16 protein-coding genes are annotated in these 18,904 nt (G+C 62.1%); 7 read left to right on the top strand and 9 right to left on the bottom strand.

Annotated elements, in window-relative coordinates:
• Positions 1-2: 2 nt before the first annotated feature.
• Positions 3-959, bottom strand: coding sequence for an alpha/beta hydrolase (locus J5N58_RS02030; protein ID WP_244709405.1), 957 nt, complete (start codon positions 957-959; stop codon positions 3-5).
• 125 nt (positions 960-1,084) lie between these two features.
• Here J5N58_RS02030 and J5N58_RS02025 point away from each other — a divergent pair, with 125 nt between their 5' ends.
• The 4 genes from J5N58_RS02025 (at position 1,085) to metF (ending at position 6,765) form a co-directional block, all read left to right on the top strand.
• Positions 1,085-2,872, top strand: a complete 1,788-nt coding sequence (locus J5N58_RS02025; RefSeq protein WP_244709403.1) for a hypothetical protein — start codon at positions 1,085-1,087, stop codon at positions 2,870-2,872.
• A gap of 109 nt (positions 2,873-2,981) precedes the next feature.
• Entirely contained in the window at positions 2,982-4,631 is a 1,650-nt protein-coding gene (gene ettA, locus J5N58_RS02020; RefSeq protein WP_112827999.1) for an energy-dependent translational throttle protein EttA, read from the top strand.
• Between the two features lie 217 nt (positions 4,632-4,848).
• Entirely contained in the window at positions 4,849-5,856 is a 1,008-nt protein-coding gene (locus J5N58_RS02015; protein WP_113486922.1) for an ArsR/SmtB family transcription factor, read from the top strand.
• Positions 5,857-6,765 (top strand): methylenetetrahydrofolate reductase [NAD(P)H], encoded by a 909-nt coding sequence (metF, locus tag J5N58_RS02010; RefSeq protein ID WP_113424973.1) that lies wholly within the window; start codon positions 5,857-5,859, stop codon positions 6,763-6,765.
• Positions 6,766-7,215: 450 nt separating this feature from the next.
• Here metF and J5N58_RS02005 read toward each other — a convergent pair whose 3' ends face one another.
• From J5N58_RS02005 to J5N58_RS01985, 5 genes are all read right to left on the bottom strand, one after another.
• A complete protein-coding gene (locus J5N58_RS02005; RefSeq protein WP_112828002.1) occupies positions 7,216-8,145 on the bottom strand; it encodes a DMT family transporter in 930 nt (309 codons plus the stop codon).
• A gap of 112 nt (positions 8,146-8,257) precedes the next feature.
• Complete coding sequence (locus J5N58_RS02000; protein WP_244709401.1) at positions 8,258-9,442, bottom strand: lytic murein transglycosylase; 1,185 nt, start codon at positions 9,440-9,442, stop codon at positions 8,258-8,260.
• Between the two features lie 142 nt (positions 9,443-9,584).
• Positions 9,585-10,367: a glycoside hydrolase family 25 protein gene (locus J5N58_RS01995; protein WP_112828004.1), complete on the bottom strand. Its 783-nt coding sequence runs from the start codon at positions 10,365-10,367 to the stop codon at positions 9,585-9,587.
• 135 nt (positions 10,368-10,502) lie between these two features.
• On the bottom strand, positions 10,503-11,156 hold the full coding sequence (locus J5N58_RS01990; protein WP_112828005.1) for a class I SAM-dependent methyltransferase: 654 nt from the start codon (positions 11,154-11,156) through the stop codon (positions 10,503-10,505).
• Positions 11,156-12,403, bottom strand: a complete 1,248-nt coding sequence (locus tag J5N58_RS01985) for a BtaA family protein (RefSeq protein WP_112828006.1) — start codon at positions 12,401-12,403, stop codon at positions 11,156-11,158. The genes J5N58_RS01990 and J5N58_RS01985 overlap by 1 nt, the downstream gene beginning before the upstream one ends.
• Before the next feature lie 205 nt (positions 12,404-12,608).
• Here J5N58_RS01985 and J5N58_RS01980 point away from each other — a divergent pair, with 205 nt between their 5' ends.
• Positions 12,609-13,976, top strand: a complete 1,368-nt coding sequence (locus J5N58_RS01980) for a serine hydrolase domain-containing protein (protein ID WP_244709399.1) — start codon at positions 12,609-12,611, stop codon at positions 13,974-13,976.
• Between the two features lie 31 nt (positions 13,977-14,007).
• Here the strand turns inward: J5N58_RS01980 and J5N58_RS01975 are convergent, their stop codons facing one another.
• The 3 genes from J5N58_RS01975 to J5N58_RS01965 all read right to left on the bottom strand — a co-directional run bounded on the left by J5N58_RS01975 (position 14,008) and on the right by J5N58_RS01965 (position 16,965).
• Positions 14,008-14,964, bottom strand: coding sequence for a lytic transglycosylase domain-containing protein (locus tag J5N58_RS01975; RefSeq protein WP_112828007.1), 957 nt, complete (start codon positions 14,962-14,964; stop codon positions 14,008-14,010).
• Positions 14,965-15,067: 103 nt separating this feature from the next.
• Complete coding sequence (locus J5N58_RS01970; RefSeq protein WP_112828008.1) at positions 15,068-15,703, bottom strand: LysE family translocator; 636 nt, start codon at positions 15,701-15,703, stop codon at positions 15,068-15,070.
• A gap of 47 nt (positions 15,704-15,750) precedes the next feature.
• On the bottom strand, positions 15,751-16,965 hold the full coding sequence (locus tag J5N58_RS01965) for a pyrophosphate--fructose-6-phosphate 1-phosphotransferase (RefSeq protein WP_113339068.1): 1,215 nt from the start codon (positions 16,963-16,965) through the stop codon (positions 15,751-15,753).
• Between the two features lie 361 nt (positions 16,966-17,326).
• Between J5N58_RS01965 and J5N58_RS01960 the strand changes: the two genes are divergently transcribed.
• Positions 17,327-18,064 carry a J domain-containing protein gene (locus J5N58_RS01960; RefSeq protein WP_113443525.1) on the top strand — a complete coding sequence of 246 codons (738 nt, stop codon included), beginning with the start codon at positions 17,327-17,329 and terminating at the stop codon, positions 18,062-18,064.
• Positions 18,061-18,822 (top strand): N-acetylmuramoyl-L-alanine amidase, encoded by a 762-nt coding sequence (locus tag J5N58_RS01955; RefSeq protein ID WP_244709397.1) that lies wholly within the window; start codon positions 18,061-18,063, stop codon positions 18,820-18,822. The genes J5N58_RS01960 and J5N58_RS01955 overlap by 4 nt, the downstream gene beginning before the upstream one ends.
• Positions 18,823-18,904: the final 82 nt, after the last annotated feature.

The raw sequence follows: 18,904 nt of genomic DNA, 5'->3' as shown, positions 1-18,904 counted from the left end.
AGCTAGGAAAGGGTTTCGAGCGGGCGGGCTACGTTGCCGATTACCTGGTCGCACCAGCTCTTGAAATCGGTAATCGCCCGTTCCCTGCCGATTTCGTTCAGCGTCTCGTGCCGCATATCCTCGTATATCCGGGTGCTGACGTCGGTGAAACCGCTCTCCCGCAGGTGTTCCTCCAGCCAGAGAATGTCCCGGCCTCCGCGGGTGGCCGGGTCCTCGCTGCCGCCGACGAGATGGAAAGGCAGGTCTCGGGGGAGGCGGCTCAGCATCGCGGCGGAGCGGCCGCGGAAGGTCAGGGCGAGCACGTCGCTCCACATCGAGATGCTGGCGTCAAACCGGCAGAGCGGGTCGTCGGCATATTTGTCGACCTCGGCGGCATCGCGCGACAGCCAGTCGAACGGGGTCCGGCGGCCTCGGATGGCGCGAGCCCAGGCATCGAAGGTCGCTCTCGGCAGGATGGCGCTCGGAACGTCGGAGCCCTTCAGCATGCGTTCGACGGCGAGAACGCCCTGCGCGAGCCGGCCGGCAAGACCGGGATTGAAATTGGAGTTCCAGATCGCCACGGCCTTGAAGGCGTCAGGGTGCATGGTCGCGGCATTCAGCGCGATCAGCCCGCCCATGGAATGACCGAAAAGCACGACCGGAAGGCGGGGATGCTCGGCGATCGCCATGTCGCGCATGGCGCGGACATCGGCGACCACCTTGTGGACGCCGCCGTGTCCGGCGAAACGTCCAAGCGGGGTGTCGACAGAGGTCGTCTCGCCATGACCGCGATGGTCGTGGGCATAGACATGAAAACCGGCATCGGCCATGGAACGGGCAAAGCCCTGGTAGCGTCGGGAGTGCTCGATCAGCCCATGGCAGATCAGCAGGATGCCGCGCGGCACGCCCAGGGCAGCCTCATAACGGTAGGCGATCAATGCGCCTGTCGGGCTGGAAAGACGTCTCGCTTCTGTGAACATGCTTCTCCCCCTGTTCTTGCCGGAACGGGCCGGCCGGCGGCATTCGCCGCGATTTATCCGGTGTTAAAGCCTGCGAGGCTAGTTTCCGGCAGTCCTCCCCGGAGGACCATTGAACGGGGGCTTTGATGGTTTTGCAAGTCGGCGATGGCGACCGCGAGGGGCTATCTCGTGTTTTGTTCTTTCTTTGCCTGATATTCATCGGCTTTCTTCTGATGTTTCTCGACGGGCTGGATGGCCGGTTCAGGAGAATCGATATCGACGATGCCTTGCGACGCATCGAGGTCATCCAGTTGCTGGCAGACGGCCGCTGGTTCGACCGCACACTGGATGCGATCCGGATGCCCGAGCCCTACGTTTCGCCGTGGTCGCGCCTGGTCGATCTGCCCTACGTTCTGCTGACCTGGATGATCGAGCCGTTTGTCGAGAGACAAGGGGCCGTCAATCTCGCCTTCCTGATCTGGCCGCCTGTGCTCTTCGTGGTTTTCAGCCTGCTGGCGACCGCAATTCTGTTTCGGGTCAAACGCGACGGGCCCGGCGGGGTGCCGTTCTGGCAGCTTATTGCGATTGTGATCCTTGCGGCTCCGGCGATTTTGGAGTTCGAGCCCGGTCGCATCGATCATCACAATGTCCAGATCCTCCTGCTTCTGTTTTTCGTCTATGGCGTCTTGAGGGATGATGTTGCGGGCGGCTTTCTCGCCGGCGTGGCGGTCGCCGCGTCGCCGATGGTCGGCCTCGAATGCCTGCCGCTCATGGCCGTCGGCGCTGGCGCCATCGTGCTGGCATGGTGTATCGCGGGGCTCCCAAGGCGCGGCTTCACCCTCGTTTTCCTTCTGGCCTGTGCCTCGGCCACGCTCTTTCTGGGAGGCCTTCTGGTCGGAGCGCGCGGTCTTTTCGAGACGCAATGCGACAGTTTTTCCGCACCGTTTGCCTTCGCCCTTTCCGCCCTGCCGCTCGTCACCGGCCTGGTGATCCTCATCCTGCCTTCCGGGTTAGAGCCGAGGATGCGGATTCTCGCCGTTGGCGGGGCGACGTTGCCGGTTCTTCTTTGCGGTGCATTCCTGTTCAGCGAGTGTCTGGCGGGCCCTTACGGGATCATCGATCCTGTTTCGCATCGCTATTGGTTTTCCCGGGTGCGGCAGGAAGGGAATATCGGCGCGGTCTTCGAAGCCGGTTATGCGGTGGAGGTGGTGCGGCTTGCACTGCTTGCAGCCGTCATCGTCGCCGCCGGTATAAAGCTCGCGCGGGAAAATCGGCCGGATCTTGCGGAAACGGCGATTGCCTGGGCAATCGCCTTTGCGGCGCTCCTTCTTGCATTGGCAATGTTCCGCTATACGCCGATTGCGACCTCTGTCGGTCCGATCTTTCTGCCTCTGGCCGCAAGCGAGGTTCTTCGTCTTTGGAGTGGGCGGGGCAAAGGACGCCTCGCGCTCTGGATGGCGGGCGCAGCAATGCTTGGCCTTGCGCTCGGCAGCGCGGCCAAGGCGGCTTCCGCAACGGCCACCGGGCCCGATGCTGTAGACTATATGAACGAAGACGGATGCGAAGGGGCGGATTTTGCGGACCTTTCCCGGCTCACGACCGGGCGTATTCTGGCACCGCCGGGACTGGCCTTGGCGATCGCCGGACGAATGCAGCCGGGTGTCTCCGTTGCAGGTATCCTTTTCCACCGTGCGTCGCCCGGTTTGCGGCGGACCTACGAAACCCTGCTCAGCGAGGATAGCGAGGTACGGCGCGAGGCGCTTGCTCCTTTCGACTACGTGGCTGTCTGCCGGCGCGTCCTGCCTGCCGGTGGAGAGCCCGCGCCCCTCTTCCGGGCGCTTGCGGGGGGCGACGACTGGCCGGGCTTGAGTGTTGTCGGGGAGGGGAAGTCCGCGTTCCGCTTGCTGCGCGTCGACCACGAGGCCTTTCGATAGGCACCCCGGCACTGGCAATTCACAAAAACCGGGCATGCCGCATTGCCCCCTTAGCCGCTTTCGCCTACATAGCGGCAACTTCCCATTCGACGCGCGGAGCAACAGGACGATGGCACGTCAGTTCATCTATCACATGGCCGGCCTCAACAAGGCCTATGGCAACAAGAAGATCCTCGAGAACATCCACCTGTCGTTCTACCCGGACGCCAAGATCGGTATTCTCGGCCCGAACGGCGCCGGTAAATCGACCGTTCTGAAGATCATGGCCGGCCTCGACAGCGAGTATACCGGCGAGGCCTGGCTGGCGGAGGGGGCTACCCTCGGCTATCTGCCGCAGGAGCCGCAGCTCGACGAGAGCCTCAACGTGCTCGGCAACGTCATGGAAGGGGTGGCCGACAAGAAGGCGATCCTCGACCGTTACAACGAACTGATGATGAACTATTCCGACGAGACCGCGGAGGAGGGCGCCAAGCTCCAGGACATCATCGACAGCCAGAATCTCTGGGACCTCGAAAGCCAGGTGGAGATGGCGATGGAAGCGCTGCGCTGCCCGCCCGGCGACGCAACGATCGACAATCTCTCCGGTGGTGAGAAGCGTCGTGTCGCGCTCTGCCAGCTGCTGCTGCGCCAGCCCGACCTTCTGCTGCTCGACGAGCCGACCAACCACCTCGACGCCGAGACGATCGCCTGGCTCGAAAAGCATCTGCGCGAGTATCCGGGCGCCATCCTGATGGTCACCCACGACCGTTACTTCCTCGACAACGTCACCGGTTGGATCCTCGAACTCGACCGCGGCCGCGGCATTCCCTACGAAGGCAATTATTCCGCCTACCTCAATGCCAAGGCCAAGCGCATGGCACAGGAAGAGCGCGAAGAGGGCGCCCGCCAGAAGGCGCTCGCCCGCGAACAGGAATGGATCGCATCCAGCCCGAAGGCCCGCCAGGCCAAGTCGAAGGCCCGTATTCGCGCCTATGACGAACTGGTCAAGGCGGCGGAAGACCGTCGTCCCGGCGAGGCACAGATCATTATCCCGGTCGGCGAACGTCTCGGCAACGTGGTGATCGAGGCGGACAACATCTCCAAGACCTACGGCGATCGCGTCCTGTTCGAAAACCTCTCCTTCAAGCTTCCGCCCGGTGGCATCGTCGGCGTCATCGGCCCCAACGGCGCCGGGAAGACCACGCTCTTCCGGATGATTACCGGCCAGGAGAAGCCCGACACCGGCGACATCACCATCGGTGAGACCGTTCATCTCGGCTATGTCGACCAGAGCCGCGACTCGCTGGACGGCAACAAGACCGTCTGGGAGGAAATCTCCGGAGGCAACGACGTCATCAAGCTCGGCAAGCACGAGATGAACTCCCGCGCCTATTGCGGCGCCTTCAACTTCAAGGGCGGCGACCAACAGCAGAAGGTCGGCACGCTTTCCGGTGGTCAGCGCAACCGCGTGCATCTGGCGAAGATGCTGAAGTCGGGCGGCAACGTCATCCTTCTCGACGAACCGACCAACGACCTCGATACGGAGACGCTGGGAGCGCTCGAAGACGCGCTGGAAAACTTTGCGGGCTGCGCGGTCATCATCAGCCACGATCGCATGTTCCTCGACCGACTCGCCACCCACATCCTCGCCTTCGAAGGCGACAGCCATGTCGAATGGTTCGAAGGCAACTTCGAGGACTACGAACAGGACAAGATCCGTCGTCTCGGCGCGGATTCGGTCAATCCGAAGCGGGTGACCTACAAGCGTCTGACGCGCTGACGATCCCGGCTGTCCGAAAAGTCTGCCCGACCCCGCGTACCGCTCTGGTCCGCGGGGTTTTTCTTTGGCTTCTGCCTGGGCCGTCGCGGGCCGGGGCGGCATCTGCCGTAATATTCCCTCCGATATTTGCCTTGTATACGACCGATTTGCGCTTGCGCAGGTAAGGTGAATGACATAAAGATATGTTTATGTCTTGATTGGATGTGGGCGAGGGTGCATGAAATTCGGTGTGGACGTTCTGGTCGAGCTGCTGAAGGCCGCCGGGGAGCCGACGCGGCTGCGGCTGCTCGCGCTGCTGGCCGCCGGCGACCTGACCGTCACCGATCTTACCGACATTCTCGGCCAGTCGCAGCCGCGAATTTCCCGTCACTTGAAGTTGCTGACGGAAGCCGGCCTTGTTGACCGCTATCAGGAGGGCGCCTGGGCCTATTTCCGCCTAAAGCAGGAGGGCGAGGCTGCTTCCCTTGCCCGGTTGCTGATTGACGCCACGCTCGAGACCGACCCGGTGCTGCTGCGTGACGGGGAGCGCCTTGCCGCCGTGAAGCGGACGCGGGCCGAGCGTGCCCAGGCCTATTTCAGCCGCAACGCCTCCGGATGGGACGAACTGCGCCGGCTTCATGTCAATGACGACGCCGTCGAGGCGGCCTTGTTGCGGCTGATCGGCCGGGAACCCGTCGATTCGCTGCTGGACCTCGGCACGGGCACGGGCCGTATTCTCCAGCTCCTCTCGAATATCTATCGCCGGGCCGTCGGCATCGATGCCAGCCGGGACATGCTGGCCGTGGCGCGCGCCAATCTCGACAAGGCCGGCATATTGAAGGCCGCCGTTCGCCATGGCGACATCCTGAACCTGCCGCTCGACGGCAACGAATACGATCTGGTGACGATCCATCAGGTCCTGCACTTCCTGCCCCAACCGGAGCTGGCGCTTGCCGAGGCAAGCCGCATGCTGAAGCCCGGCGGGCGGCTCGCGATCGTCGATCTGGCGCCGCACGACCACGAATATCTGCGGGACGAGCATGCCCATGTGCGGCTCGGTTTCTCGCATCAGACAATGGCCGAATGGCTGGCGAAATACGATCTCGAAGTGGAACAGGCGGTCGATCTCACGCCGGAAAAGCCGAAGGGCGGAGGGCTGACGGTGACCCTCTGGCTGGCTCGCCAGAATGTGCCAGCCGACCGCGATATTTCCATCGTATCCACCCTTCAGACCGGGAGCAGATGAATGGCGAGAGACGACCACGCCGAAAAGGCCGGAGCGCCGCTTCGCATTTCTTTTGAATTCTTTCCGCCGAAATCGGAGGAGATGGAAGGCCAGCTTTGGGCCACGGTCGATGAACTGTCCCGCTGGAACCCCGATTTCGTGTCGGTCACCTACGGCGCCGGCGGCACGACGCGCGCGCCGACCCTATCGACGGTGAAGCGCTTGATTGCCGAGACGACGCTGCCCACGGCCTCGCATCTTACCTGCGTCGGTGCGACGAAGGATGAAGTGCGGCATGTGGTGGAAGAATTCCGCGCCGTTGGCGTGCGCCATTTCGTGGCCCTGCGTGGCGATCCCCAGGGCGGAATCGGAACGGCCTACCAGCCTCATCCCGGCGGTTTTGCCAATGCGTCGGAGCTGGTAGCCGGGCTGAGGGAGATGGGCGATTTCGAGATTTCCGTGTCGGCCTATCCGGAGAAGCATCCGGAAAGTCGGGACGCGGCCGCAGACATCGACATGCTCAAACGCAAGGTGGATGCCGGGGCGCATCGCGCGCTCACCCAGTTCTTCTTCGATAACGATATATTCGAGCGTTATCTGGAGCGGGTGCGTGCCGCCGGCATTACCATCCCGATCGTCCCGGGCATCATGCCGATCCAGAATCTCACGCAGCTGAAACGCTTTGCCTCGATGTGCGGCGCCAGCGTTCCGGCCTGGCTGGACGACCGCTTTGCCGGTCTCGACGACCAGCCGCAGGCGAGGGCGGAGGTGGCCGCAACGGTCGCCGCCGAGCAGATCGAAGATCTCGTCCGCCGCGGGATTGCCGACTTCCATCTCTATACGATGAACCGCGCACCGCTGGTGAATGCCACGCTCGCAAACATCGGCCTGAGGCCGTCGGATCAGGCTGCGGCCGGCGCCGCCGCCTGATTGCGCCGAAAGGCAGGCGGTTTCGGGATAGCCATTAAAAAAGGCGCATGCCGCTTGCGGTTCATGCGCCTTTTTTATCGAATTCGGAAAGCATCACTGGCTTGGCCGGACCTCTCGGGCCTCTTTATGACGGCCTTTGGTTCATCCTGGAAAACTCAGATGAACAGCATCGTCGCTATGAACACAAACGCCGCACCGACGATCAGGACATTGAGAGAATTGGTCAGTCCCATGTCTGCCTCCTTGTGTTGACCGTTAGATAATATGTCCGTTTTGTGTCGATTGAAAAGCGATTTGTATGCTGCAGTGCAGTTCATGCCCGTGGATAAGTTGTCGCATGGATGGCAAAAATCAATAAAATCAAAAGCATAAAAATGTGAGCGTCTGTTAATGTTGATTAACAAACGTGATTTGCAAAAATGAGACCGTTTTGATGCGTGACAGCCGGCATCACTTAGCTGAGGCGCCGATGGCAGAGCGACGGGCGAATAGCCGGCCATCCAGAATAATCAATCCGAGGCCGATCAGCGTCATGCCTGCAATATCAGTGAGATGCAGGCGCTCATCAAGGAAAAGCGCTCCGAGGAGGATGGCGCTCGGCGGGACGAGCAGGGTGACGAGGGAGGTGTTCGTAGCGCCGGCCCGCGCCATGATACGGAAAAACAGGATGTATCCGAAGGCCGTCGAGATGAGTGCGAGCGCAATGATTGCGGCCACGGCGCCGACGGGCGGCATGGAGAGCGTCCAGGGGTGGTCGATAAGGAGCGAGGCGGGCAGCATGATGACCGATGAGGCGGTCAGCTGGCCGGTTGCCGTCACAGGGGCCGGGACGCCCCTGAAACGCTTACCGTAGATGCTGGCAAAACCATAGGAAACGGCGGCCAGTATGGGCAGGCACACGGCCCATAGAGGAATGGAACTCGTGGAAAGCGCGCTCGGGCCGATCAGGATGACGGTGCCGAGAAGGCCGGTCAGGCAGCCGGCGAGCTTGGCGCCCGTCAGTTTTTCGTCCTCCGTCAGGCGATTGGCGATGATGACGGTCCAGACCGGCGTGGTGGCGTTGAGGATAGAGGCGAGGCCGGCGCCGATATGGGTCTGGCCGAGAAAGATCAGGGTGTGGGGGAGGGCGTTGTTCATCAGCCCGAGGAGAAGAAAGGAACGCCAGTTGGCAGCGAGGATGCGATAGATATCCAGGCTGCCCCGCAGGTAGATATGCAGCGCCAGCGCGGCGATCGAAAGCCTGAGGAATACCAGTGTGAACGGCGGCACATAAGGGATTGCGACGCGGGCGAAGAAGAAGGATCCGCCCCAGATCAACCCGAGCAACAACAGCATCAACCAGGTGGCGGTCGTCATTTTCTGCTGGGCGATGGCATTCATGGGATCACTCCGGTGTGTGTTGGAGTGTCATAGCTACGAATGGCGCGTTCGTCACGCCACCCGTTTTTTGCGATCCGGTTTTTTATGTTGCGAAATCGTCGTGGCGGCTCGATCAGAAGGCTGCGAGGAAGGCCGGGGTCGGCCAACCGTCGGCCGGCAGGCCGAGACGGAGCTGTTCCTTCTGGATGGCCATGCGGGTGCCGCCGCCGAGAATGCCGTCGATCTTGCCGACGTCATAGCCCTTCTGCTGCAGCCTGGTCTGAAGCGCCTTCATTTCCACGTCGCCGATGCCGGGTTCCGGGTTGCCCTTCAGGTAGGGTTCGGCGCCCATCAGCCGCGTGGCGAAATAGGCGGCCGAGGTCGTATAAATGAAGGACTGGTTCCATTCGAGATAGATGTTGAAGTTCGGATAGGCCATGAAGGCCGGGCCCTTGCGGCCCTGCGGCAACAGCAGTTCCCCTTCAAGGCCGGCATTGCTCGTGTCGCCGTTGCGGGGCTTGACGCCGAGCGCGAACCAGTCGCCCGCCTTCATGCCGCTGTCGAAGCCGGTCTTTTCCCACGGCAGGTTTTCCGGAACGGTGACCTCCTGCAGCCAGGGTTCGCCGCGGCGGAACCCGAGGCTCTGAATGAACTTCGCAGCGGTCAGGATGGCGTCCGGCGAGCTCTTCTTGACGTTGACATGGCCATCCCCGTCGCCATCGACGCCAAAGGCGACGATGTCTTCCGGCAGCATCTGCACCTGGCCGATTTCACCGGCCCAGGCGCCGGTATTCGTTGCAGGATCGAGGTCGCCGTGCTCGACCATCTTGATGAGCGCCAGCAATTGCGGACGGAAGAGTTCCGGGCGGCGGCAGTCATGCGAGAGCGTGACCAGCGCGTTGCGGGTGTTGAAATCTCCCTGCACGGCGCCGAAGTCGGTTTCCATAGCCCAGAAGGCCGTGATGACTCCGGCGGGAATGCCGAATTCCTGCTCGGCGCGGGCAAAGACGTCGGCATACTGCTTCATCTTCTGCCGGCCGATATCGAGGCGCGCCTGGCTGACGGTGCGCTGCGAGAACTCCAGGAATGTCTGCTTGAACACGCCCTGGGCGCGGTCGCGGGAGAGCACCTTCTGATCGATCTGGGCACCGGCCAGCGCCTGGGCGGCGGCATCCGCCGTGCTTCCTGCCGCGATCGCTTCGGCTTTTACACCGTCGAGAAAGGCCTGCAGGTCGCCGCCGCATTCCGCGGCAAGCGAGGAAGCGGTGGTGGCGAGAAGACCTGCGAGTGCAAGGGCGAGGCGTGGTGCGGCTTTCATATCCATATCCTTGAATTTTTCGGGTCGGCTGCGATCATGCCCGTCATTTTGACGAAAACGAGATGGTCAGCCGAGAAATCACAGCATTGCAGAGGATTAGCTGAGTTTGTTGGGGCAACGATGAAAATGGTCTGCCGCATTCCTACCTGGACGCGGCGGCGACCCATTTTCTCCAGTTTTTCTCGGTGCCGGCAAAGACGTTGATATCCGTCTCCCCCTTGATGCCGGGAATGACGCCGGTCGAGGTGTATTGCCAGAACGCCCAGCGGCGCTCCGGATAGATTTCCTCGGGGTGTTGGGCAACCGCGCGAACCCAGAAATGGTAATCCTGGAAAGCGCCCTCGAGATTGTCGCGATGGAAATCGACGGAGGTATAGATGATCGGGCGTTTGCCGTAATAGGCCTCGATGCGATCCATGAAGCGCTTCATTTCGCTACGGACCGTCTCCGCATTCGGGCGATACTGACAGGTCTTCGAGGCGTGATTCCATTCCACGTCGAGAACGGGCGGAAGGTGCATCGATTCCTTCGGCACGTTGCGGATGAACCAGTCGGCCTGCTCGTCGGCGGTGGAGCAGAAATAATAGAAATGATAGGGCGCATGCGGCAGGCCGGCGGCGCGGGCCTTGCGCCAGTATTCGTCGAAGCGCGGGTCGATCATGTCCTTGCCTTCGGTCGCCTTGATGAAGACGAAGGAGACACCGGACTGGCGGACCTTAGCCCAATCCACATCGCCATTCCATTTCGACACGTCGATGCCATGCACCTTGTGCCGATGGGGATTGTTGGCACCGAAGTCCTGCGGGTCCTTGTCCTCGAATCGCGGCTGCTTGATGGAGGCCGTCTCCATGAGGTCGTAGCTGGCCGAGGTGCAGCCGCTAAGGGCAAGGGCGACCGGCAAAAGAGCGTTAAGAAGCCACCGCATGGTTATTCCGTCAGATAGAATTCGAGGTCATGCCCCTGATGCGGCGCGCGCACACGCAAATACAAAAGAGGCGCAAACCTCCTTTTGCCTCCATCATCCTTAAATATGCGTTATTTTCAACTGTCTGACGGCATCTCAGATGCGAATAACCGCATGCCAGGCATAGCCGCGTCCGACGGTCTCGAATTCCAGCCGCCCACCGATGCCTTCGAGCCGTGCTTCCAGGGCCTTGCGCAGGTCAGCCCTGGGCGTGACGTGGAAGCGTGCGAGCCATGACTGCAGGAGCCGTCTGAACCAGCCCGGAAGGCCCTCCTGTTGGCCGAAATCGACCACATGCAGGGAGCCGCCTGGCTTCAGCGCCGCGAGGCTGGCATCGATCGCCTTCTCCCAATCCGGGATCATCGACAGGGCGTAGGAAATCATGACCCGATCGAAGCCGAAGACGCCGAATTCGCCGGCCGTGAAGGTCGTTGCATCGGCGACCGCAAGGACCGGTTCTGTGGGTTTGCCACGGAAATTGGCGCGGGCGGAGACGAGCATTTCCGCCGAAATATCGAGGCCATAGAGCCGCGCGGTCGGATAGAGACGATGGGCGAGCAGCAGGTTGCGGCCGGTGCCACAACCGACCTCGAGAAGGCTTCCGTCGCGCGGGACATCCAGCCGGGCGATCATCCGGTCCCGGCCGAACAGGTAATATTTGCGCGTGAGATCGTAGATATGCCGCTGGTAGCGGTACATCCTGTCCATGCGTTCAGCGTGTTCGGCGTCGAGCCCGGCTTCTGCCACCATCAGGCTTTTCTCTCGTAGATGTGGAAACCACCGTAAATCGCCGAGCGGTCCTGCTTGTTGAGCTCCGCCGACCGTTCGGCGTGGTAGGTCCATCGGTCGAGAAGGGTATCGGAGAGCCGGCCGTCAAGCACGCTTTTTTCCGCGGCAGTGCGGAAGATCACGCGGGCGCCGGGTGCGGCGGTGCGGGTGATTTCACCCCAGAGATCATTGAGCTGGCGATCGTTCATCCAGTCCTGCGCGTCGAGCAGGACATAGCGGTCGACGCTTGCCGCCGGCTTCTGCGACAGAAGCTCCGTGAAGCTCGCATGATGAACGGTGACGCGGTTCGCATTGGCCCGGATCGCCGGATAGAGCTCGGGTTTCAGATAGGTCGGGAGCGTGCCTTCATGCGGCTGCGGATAGCGGCGGGCAAAGGCCTGCCAGGCGAAATAATTGTCCTTCATCGGGAAGTGACAGGCGAGCTTTTCGAGGCGGTGGCGCAGCACCGGCGCGATGGTGCCTCCCTCGGACATGCTGGCGAGTTCGTCATACTGCTGCGGCGGGATACCGAGGCCGAAGAGAGAACTCTTGCGGGCGGTGATCCAGCGGATCAGCGGCTTTTCGAACAGCGGCGCAATACGGTTGTCGAAGAACTGGCGCTGCTCCCGGAGCGAACGGGTTTCGGTAATCTCCTTCAGCTTGACGCCGTGCAGCCTTGCAACGACATGGCCTGCGCTGATGAAGCGGCCAAGAAGGCCGGTGCGGTAGAAATTGCGGTTGAAGGCGGCGATGCGCCGGCGGCCGGTAACCCCGCGCTTGTTCCAGTAGTCCCTCGTCTGTTCGTCGAGGTTCGGTGCGATGAAGCGGTCATAGCTGCGGGAATTGGAGCGAATGTTTTCTGCAGCGAAGTGGCGGACCACGGCGGCATGATCGGGCAAATGCTGGAAAGCGGCGAGCTTCAGCCGGTTCAGGGCCACGTGGTTGGGGTTGAGATCGACCACGTCGATGCGGGAGGGGCTGCGCGAAAGGTAGGCCAGCATGTTGCAGCCGCCGGAGCCGATGGTGACGATGGAGTGGCCTTCGGCGAGCTGCATCGCTTCCATGTCGACATCCGGGTCCTCCCAGATCTGCGGATAGACAAGGCCGGAGAAGAGCATGCCGAACAGTCGTTCGGACAGGCCGTCCTTCGTCAGGGCCTTGTGCTGCAGGAGAGCGTCCTTGAGTTTCCGGTTCTTGCGAAAGCCGGCATCCGGTGCAACGTCGGTCATGTCTATTCGCCATCCATTGAACGTTGAGGGCGTGTAGACCCGTCATGCAACAGTATGATGACGCAGGCTGTGGGTGCGCCGGAAGATCGACGGAGCCGGTCAAAGTCTCTCGGAAATCCGTGTATTGGCGGTCGGACCAGATGTTTTGGGGGTTTCGTCACCGGAGGAATCCTGATTGCATGACGGCGGCAATCGGGAGGCACGCATGCGATTGTTTGGCAGGATCATCCGGGGGCTCGTACTTGCCGTCGTCATGCTGGTCACGGCGCTTGTCTTCTGGCTGTCTTTCTCGCCCCCGGCCTTGCTGAGGGTCGGCCCCGGCTATGCGGCGAAGATCGTCTGCTCGAACGTTTTCCTGGCCGGACGCGACCCCGAGAATGTGCTGGCGGCAGACGTGCAGGCGCCGGGCCATCCCCTGCTCAGGCTGGTCAGTGTCGATGTGGATCGCGAAGCGCGATCCGTGACGGCTCAGCTTCCCGGCGCAATCGCAGCCAGCACCGCGATCTACCGGGAAGGGCTGGGCTGCTCCAACGTGCCGGATGGCGGCGCCGTGGCGGATACCGTGCAGCCACCGCCGCTCGAGCCGCAGCGGATAGCGGCAGATGCCCCGTGGCCTGCGGGTGACCGAGTGGAGGCCGCCGAACCCGCGATTGCCGGGCTGCTTGCCGATCCGGCGCTTGCCGGACCGGGAATGCGCGCCATCGTCGTGGTGAAGGACGGTCGTATCGTTGCCGAGACCTACGGTGGCGGATTTTCCCACGCAACGCCGCTCCTCGGCTGGTCGATGGCAAAGACGGTCAATGCCGCCGTTATCGGCCGGCTGGTCGCGGAGGGCAGGCTCGGTCTCGACGACAGCGGCCTGTTTTCCGGGTGGAAGGACGACCAGCGCGGCACGATCCGTGTCCGTGACCTGATGGCGATGGAGAGCGGGCTGGAATTCAACGAGGATTATGGCGATGTGACGGATGTGACGCGAATGCTCTATCTGGAGCGCGACATGGCCGCCTACGCTGCTGACAAGCCCGAAATCGCCGGGCCGGGGGAGGTCTTCAACTATTCCTCCGGCACAAGCGTTCTTCTGGCGCGGGTGTGGATGGACCGTTTCCGGGACCAGTCGCGGGCTTTGGCCTACCCTGGAACGGCGCTGTTTGCGCCGCTCGGCATGACGAGTGCGCTGATGGAGGCCGACGCCGCCGGCACTTTTGTGGGAAGCTCCTATGTCTATGCGACGGCCCGTGACTGGGCGCGCTTCGGGCTGTTCCTGCTGCAGGACGGTGTGTGGAACGGCAACCGGCTTCTGCCGGAGGGTTACGTCGCCATGATGCAGCAGCCGACGGTCGCTTCCAATAACCGCTTTACGAGGGGGCAGGCCTGGCAGGAAGGTCCGGGAGGGGTTATGGACCAGACGTTCGGCCTGCCGGCGGATGCCTATTGGATGCTCGGCCATGACGGGCAATCCGTCACCATCGTTCCTTCCGAACGCCTCGTTGTCGTCCGACTTGGGCTTACGCCTTCAAAGCTCGGCTACCGGCCGCAGAAACTGGTGAAGGCCGTCATGGACGGCCTTCGGTAAACTTTGCAGGCGCCGGGAAAGTCAAAAGCACTTATGGATCGAGGACGTCGAGCATGCCCTTGCGCTTGGCGTCATAATAATAGCCGCGGGAATAGAGCCGCACCGCGCCGTCATGGCTGTTGTCTGCCACGAGCCAGGCACCCTTCAGATATTTGATCGCATATTTGAGATTGGTTTCCGCGTCGAACAGGCCGGAGGCGGGGCCATCATAACCCATCGACTTGGCGGTCGAATACTTGATCTGCATCAGACCGTAATGACCGTTATTATAGGCGGCGGGATTGTAGGTGCTTTCGCGATTGACGACCCGGTGGATCAGCGCTTCCGGCATCTCGTAGATCTTGGAGTATTTCTTAATCAGCGCGTTGATGACGGTCGGTCCGCTGGTGGCCGGTTTCGGCTGTTCCTCGATGACGGGCGGCGGGCCGGGCGGCGAAACGTCAAACTGCCTGTCGAGCGCTGCAAGGGACAGATTGCCGGATGGTGCGGCATAGGCGAGCGCGGTGGTCGGCTTCTGCGCCGGCACGATGGTCTGGGCGGCCGTGACCTCGGGCGGAAGGATCGTCGGAACCGTGGGAGGCGCCGAATCCGGCAGGCTCGTCACCATGTTCGGCGATTCCGGCATGGACGCCGTCTGGATCGTGCCGCGTTGCTGGTTCGCCACCAGTTCGATTGCCTGGGCGGCGGGCATGGTTGCCGCGGCAGTGGCCAGCGCGTTGGCCTTGAGGACCGGGATCGGGGCTGGGGTCTGGGTACCGGGAATGATCGGAGCCGGCTCGTTCGAGGCGTTGGGATCGGCCGGAGCTGCCGGGTCGGTTGTCGTGCCGGCAGCTGCCGTCTGGGTGCCCGGGGCGGGTGTTCCGGCAACCGGATTGGCCTTGAGCTCCTGCTTGGCCGCGTCTTCCATGCTGCTGGTACAGCCCGCGAGACCGACAAGCAGAATGGAGGCGAAACCCAGGTTCGCTCTCAGGTCTCTTTTTGCGATCATCCCGACATCCCAAGTAAAACTTAACACCGGTTAACGCGCATGCGCGCCCGTTAACGTTCTGGTGTCATAATGCATGGGCGGAATTGCGGCAAGCTTGCCACGTTCAGGCGGCGATCTTGCGATAGCCCGCCGTCACCGCTCCGGCTGCGATGAGCAGCGTGCCACCCGTGCGATTGACGGCTTTCCTTACGGAATGCTTGCGAATGAAGCGCCGCGCCCGCTCGGCGAGCGCGACATAGACCAGACAGTTGGCGATCGACAGGGCGAGGAAGGTTGCTTCGAAGATCGCCACCTGCTCGATGAACGGTACTGCCGGGGTCATGAATTGCGGCAGAAATGCGACGAAGAAGACGATGCTTTTCGGATTGAGCGCAGTCACCGCGAAGGCGTGCGCCATGATTCGAAGCGGCTTTTCCTCCGGGAGATTGTCGTTGTCGGCCATAGGGCCATCCCCGACGGGCGCCCTCCAGAGCCGGATGCCGAGATAGACGAGGTAGGCGCCACCGATCCATCGGAGGATCATGAAGGCCGTGGCCGAACTTGCAAGCAGAGCGCCGAGCCCCAGAAGCGAACCCGTCATCGCTACGAGATCGCCGACAGCCACGCCTGTTACCGTCGCAAGCGCCGTCTTCTTGCCGTGCCCCAATGCGTAGGACACGACGAGCAGGGTGGTCGGCCCCGGAATTGCCAAGAGAAAGGCCGAGGCGGCGGCGAAAGCGAGCCAATGTTCGAACGACATGAGTCTTTCCTCCTCAGGAAAGAGCAAGCCAGCTTTCGCCGGCTCCGTCAATGCGCCGGACGGTATTTCTGCCCCATGTAATCCATCACCTCCTTGAACCAGGGGGTCGACAGGTCGAAGGCCTTGCCACCCTTGATGCGCGGGAACTCGATGGTGCGGAGCTTGCCGCCCTGGTCCTCGTCATGGCCGGTCACGCCGGAGACCTTGTTCAGGCCGCTTTCGACGGCAAGGTCGACCATGCTCTGGATGAGGCGCAGGTCCTCGTAGTTCGCCGGGGCGGAGCGGGCGTAATAACCCGATTTCTGCACCATGGAACGTTCGGCGTCGAGCAGCTTGGCGAAGTGCTTCTGGAACCAGGAGCCGACATTGATCGTATCGATCTTCACATGGCCGAAGGCGTCGCGCTTGATTTCCTCGCCGGCGGCCTCGCGGTCGGCGACGATCTCTTCCAGGCAGGCGCCTTCCGAGACGAACAGAGTGACGAAACCGGAGCGGTCCATGATTTGCTTGAGGCGAGCGGCTTCGGCCTCAAGATCGAAATGGGTTTCCGGCAGGTAGATGCCGTCGATGTTCTTGAGCTCCTGATTCATCATGAAGCCCTCGATGTACTCGTTGCCCTTGGTGCGCTGGATGTAGGCGCGGGCCGTCGCGGCGGTCAGCCAGCCGCAGTGGCGGCCCATCACTTCATGGATGACGAGCGTGCGCGGTGCGGCGCTCTGCTCGTTGGACACGTGGTCGAAAAAGCGGGCGCCGACGTCCGCTGCCGTCCAGGCGCCGAGCGACTGCTTGATCGGCACGACGTCGTTGTCCACGGTTTTGGGCAGTCCGACCACGGTCAGGTTGTAGCCGTTGGCGCCGAGATAGGCGGCGAGATCGGCCGCCGTGGTGTTGGTGTCGTCACCGCCGATGGTGTGAAGGATGGTGACGCCGTCGGCTGCAAGGCGCTCGGCGGCAATGCGCAGCGGGTTTTCACCCTCCTTGACGAGACCGCGCTTCACGCAATCGGCCGCATTGGTCAGCTTGACGCGGCTGTTGCCGATCGGCGAGCCGCCGTAGCGATGAAGGACGTGGGCCTTCTCGCGCATCTCGCGGGTAATCTCGATCTTGTAGTCCATCAGCAGGCCGCGGAAGCCCGACTTGTAGGCGATGAGCTCGACGTCCGGGGCGATGTCGGTGTAGCGCTCGATCAGACCGCCCACCGCGGACGAGAGGCAGGGTGCCAAGCCGCCAGCGGTCAGCATTGCAACTTTCTGTTTGGCCATCAGTCCTCCTTCGGCATTCCTTGGCGCCGTCAATACAAGGTTTTCCGGGCGAATGGATGCGATAGTCGGAACAAGCTGTAAAGCGAAAAATTCAAGAAATCCGGGCATTTCGCAGCGATAAGCGGGGAATGCTACCGCAGGTGCGAATATAATCGTTTCAATCGGGACCTGCGCGTTCGGCGTGTTGTGGAAAAGGAGAAGACGCGGCGTTGGCCGGTGTCTGAAAGGTGCTTTTGGCGCGATACGCGGGTGCGGGATGAGGCCTTGCTTCAGTTATTCCGAACGGAACGTGAATAAAGTTTAATGCGCGCGAAGGGGTGGCCGTCTTGCTTTTTCCCGCGGGATTTGGTCATGCTGCAGCATGTTATTCGATTTCGCCTGCGAACAGATAGCTTCGTTATGGGATCGTTTGCTGGGCGCTATCGGCGACGCGGCGGGCAGTGTGCTGTCCGGGGTGATCGAGGCGGTTCGAACCGCCTTCGAAGGCGATCCGGAAACGCGACGCAAGGTTTCCTTCTCCGTGGCGATCATCGCGCTTTCGGCCAAGATGGCCAAGGCCGACGGTATCGTGTCCGAGGCCGAGGTTGCCGCGTTCCGCAAGATCTTCGATTTTCCGCCGGAAGAGGCGCGCAACGTCGCGCGGCTCTATAACCTCGCGCGCCAGGACGTGGCCGGCTACGAGGCCTATGCGCAGAAGCTGGCGAACCTTTGCCGGACCTGCGACCAGCAATGCCCGGTTCTAGAAGATATCGTTGACGCGCTTTTCCACATCGCCAAGGCCGATGGCATGTTGCACGAGAAGGAACTTGCCTTCCTGTCGCGCATCGCCGAGATCTTCGGCGTGTCGGAAGAGCGCTTCGCGACGATTACCGAGCGTCACGTGCATCTCGACGGCGATCCCTATGGCGTTCTCGGCGTCCATCCGTCCGACGACTTCGCGACCATCCGCAAGCGCTACCGGGCGCTCGCAGCCGAGCATCATCCGGATCGCCTCTACGCGCGGGGTGTTCCGGCCGAGTTTCACGCAGTCGCCCATCACCGCATGGCGAAGCTCAATGCCGCCTATTCCGCGATCGAGAAGGCACGTCGCGCCGCATGAGCCTTTTCACCGCCGATTATCGGGCCGCCTGCGTGCTGCCGTCGCCCAATCATGGCGAGCGTGTCGACGGTGTTCGCCCCGATATGATTATCCTGCATTATACCGGCATGCCTTCCGAGGAGGGGGCGCTTGCATGGCTTTGCAGTCCGGAAAGCCAGGTGTCGTCCCATTATTTCGTGCATGAGGACGGGCGCGTGGTGCAACTCGTGCCGGAGCAGCGCCGTGCGTGGCATGCGGGCAAGAGCTTCTGGGCCGGTGAGACGGACATCAATTCGCGCTCGATCGGCATCGAGATCGCCAATGCAGGCCATCCCGAGGGTCTTCCGCCGTTTCCGGACAAGCAGATCGAAGCGGTCATCGAATTGTGTCGCGATTGCGGCCGGAGGCTCGATATCCGGCCGGAACGGGTGCTCGGACACTCCGATGTCGCTCCGGTTCGCAAGGTCGATCCGGGCGAGAATTTTCCCTGGGGGAGGCTGCATGCGGCCGGTGTCGGGCATTTTGTCGAACCGGTGCCGATCTCGGGTGGCCGTTTCTTTCAGAAGGGCGATAGCGGCCAGCCGATAGAAGCCTTGCAGTCGATGCTGTCCCTTTACGGTTATGATGTTGATATTACTGGAGAATATTCGGACAAGACCGAAGGCGTGATCGCCGCTTTCCAGCGGCATTTCCGGCCAGCTCTGGTGGACGGCGTGGCCGACATGTCGACCATTGAGACGCTGCACAGGCTGCTTTCCACGCTGCCGCGTTACACCTGAATCCGGCCCGGCGCGAACGCCCTTTTGAGGGCGACTTCGAGCGCGGGAAACGCCAATTTGTTGCGTCGCCACATGAATTCCC

Source organism: Paenirhizobium cremeum, assembly GCF_022884085.1.
Classification (GTDB): Bacteria; Pseudomonadota; Alphaproteobacteria; order Rhizobiales; family Rhizobiaceae; genus Allorhizobium; species Allorhizobium cremeum.
The sequence above is the reverse complement of the archived record's forward strand: the minus strand, read 5'-3'. Positions and strand labels throughout refer to the sequence as shown.

Bases quoted from the DNA above. Each gene is read 5' to 3' on its own strand.
- J5N58_RS02005 (WP_112828002.1), bottom strand. From the start codon at position 8,145: ATGAATGCCATCGCCCAGCAGAAAATGACGACCGCCACCTGGTTGATG.
- J5N58_RS02025 (WP_244709403.1), top strand. From the start codon at position 1,085: ATGGTTTTGCAAGTCGGCGATGGCGACCGCGAGGGGCTATCTCGTGTT.
- J5N58_RS01990 (WP_112828005.1), bottom strand. From the start codon at position 11,156: ATGGTGGCAGAAGCCGGGCTCGACGCCGAACACGCTGAACGCATGGAC.
- J5N58_RS02000 (WP_244709401.1), bottom strand. From the start codon at position 9,442: ATGAAAGCCGCACCACGCCTCGCCCTTGCACTCGCAGGTCTTCTCGCC.
- J5N58_RS01965 (WP_113339068.1), bottom strand. From the start codon at position 16,965: ATGGCCAAACAGAAAGTTGCAATGCTGACCGCTGGCGGCTTGGCACCC.
- J5N58_RS01980 (WP_244709399.1), top strand. From the start codon at position 12,609: ATGCGATTGTTTGGCAGGATCATCCGGGGGCTCGTACTTGCCGTCGTC.
- J5N58_RS01960 (WP_113443525.1), top strand. From the start codon at position 17,327: ATGTTATTCGATTTCGCCTGCGAACAGATAGCTTCGTTATGGGATCGT.
- J5N58_RS01955 (WP_244709397.1), top strand. From the start codon at position 18,061: ATGAGCCTTTTCACCGCCGATTATCGGGCCGCCTGCGTGCTGCCGTCG.
- J5N58_RS02030 (WP_244709405.1), bottom strand. From the start codon at position 959: ATGTTCACAGAAGCGAGACGTCTTTCCAGCCCGACAGGCGCATTGATC.
- metF (WP_113424973.1), top strand. From the start codon at position 5,857: ATGGCGAGAGACGACCACGCCGAAAAGGCCGGAGCGCCGCTTCGCATT.
- J5N58_RS01970 (WP_112828008.1), bottom strand. From the start codon at position 15,703: ATGTCGTTCGAACATTGGCTCGCTTTCGCCGCCGCCTCGGCCTTTCTC.
- J5N58_RS01985 (WP_112828006.1), bottom strand. From the start codon at position 12,403: ATGACCGACGTTGCACCGGATGCCGGCTTTCGCAAGAACCGGAAACTC.
- ettA (WP_112827999.1), top strand. From the start codon at position 2,982: ATGGCACGTCAGTTCATCTATCACATGGCCGGCCTCAACAAGGCCTAT.
- J5N58_RS01975 (WP_112828007.1), bottom strand. From the start codon at position 14,964: ATGATCGCAAAAAGAGACCTGAGAGCGAACCTGGGTTTCGCCTCCATT.
- J5N58_RS02015 (WP_113486922.1), top strand. From the start codon at position 4,849: ATGAAATTCGGTGTGGACGTTCTGGTCGAGCTGCTGAAGGCCGCCGGG.
- J5N58_RS01995 (WP_112828004.1), bottom strand. From the start codon at position 10,367: ATGCGGTGGCTTCTTAACGCTCTTTTGCCGGTCGCCCTTGCCCTTAGC.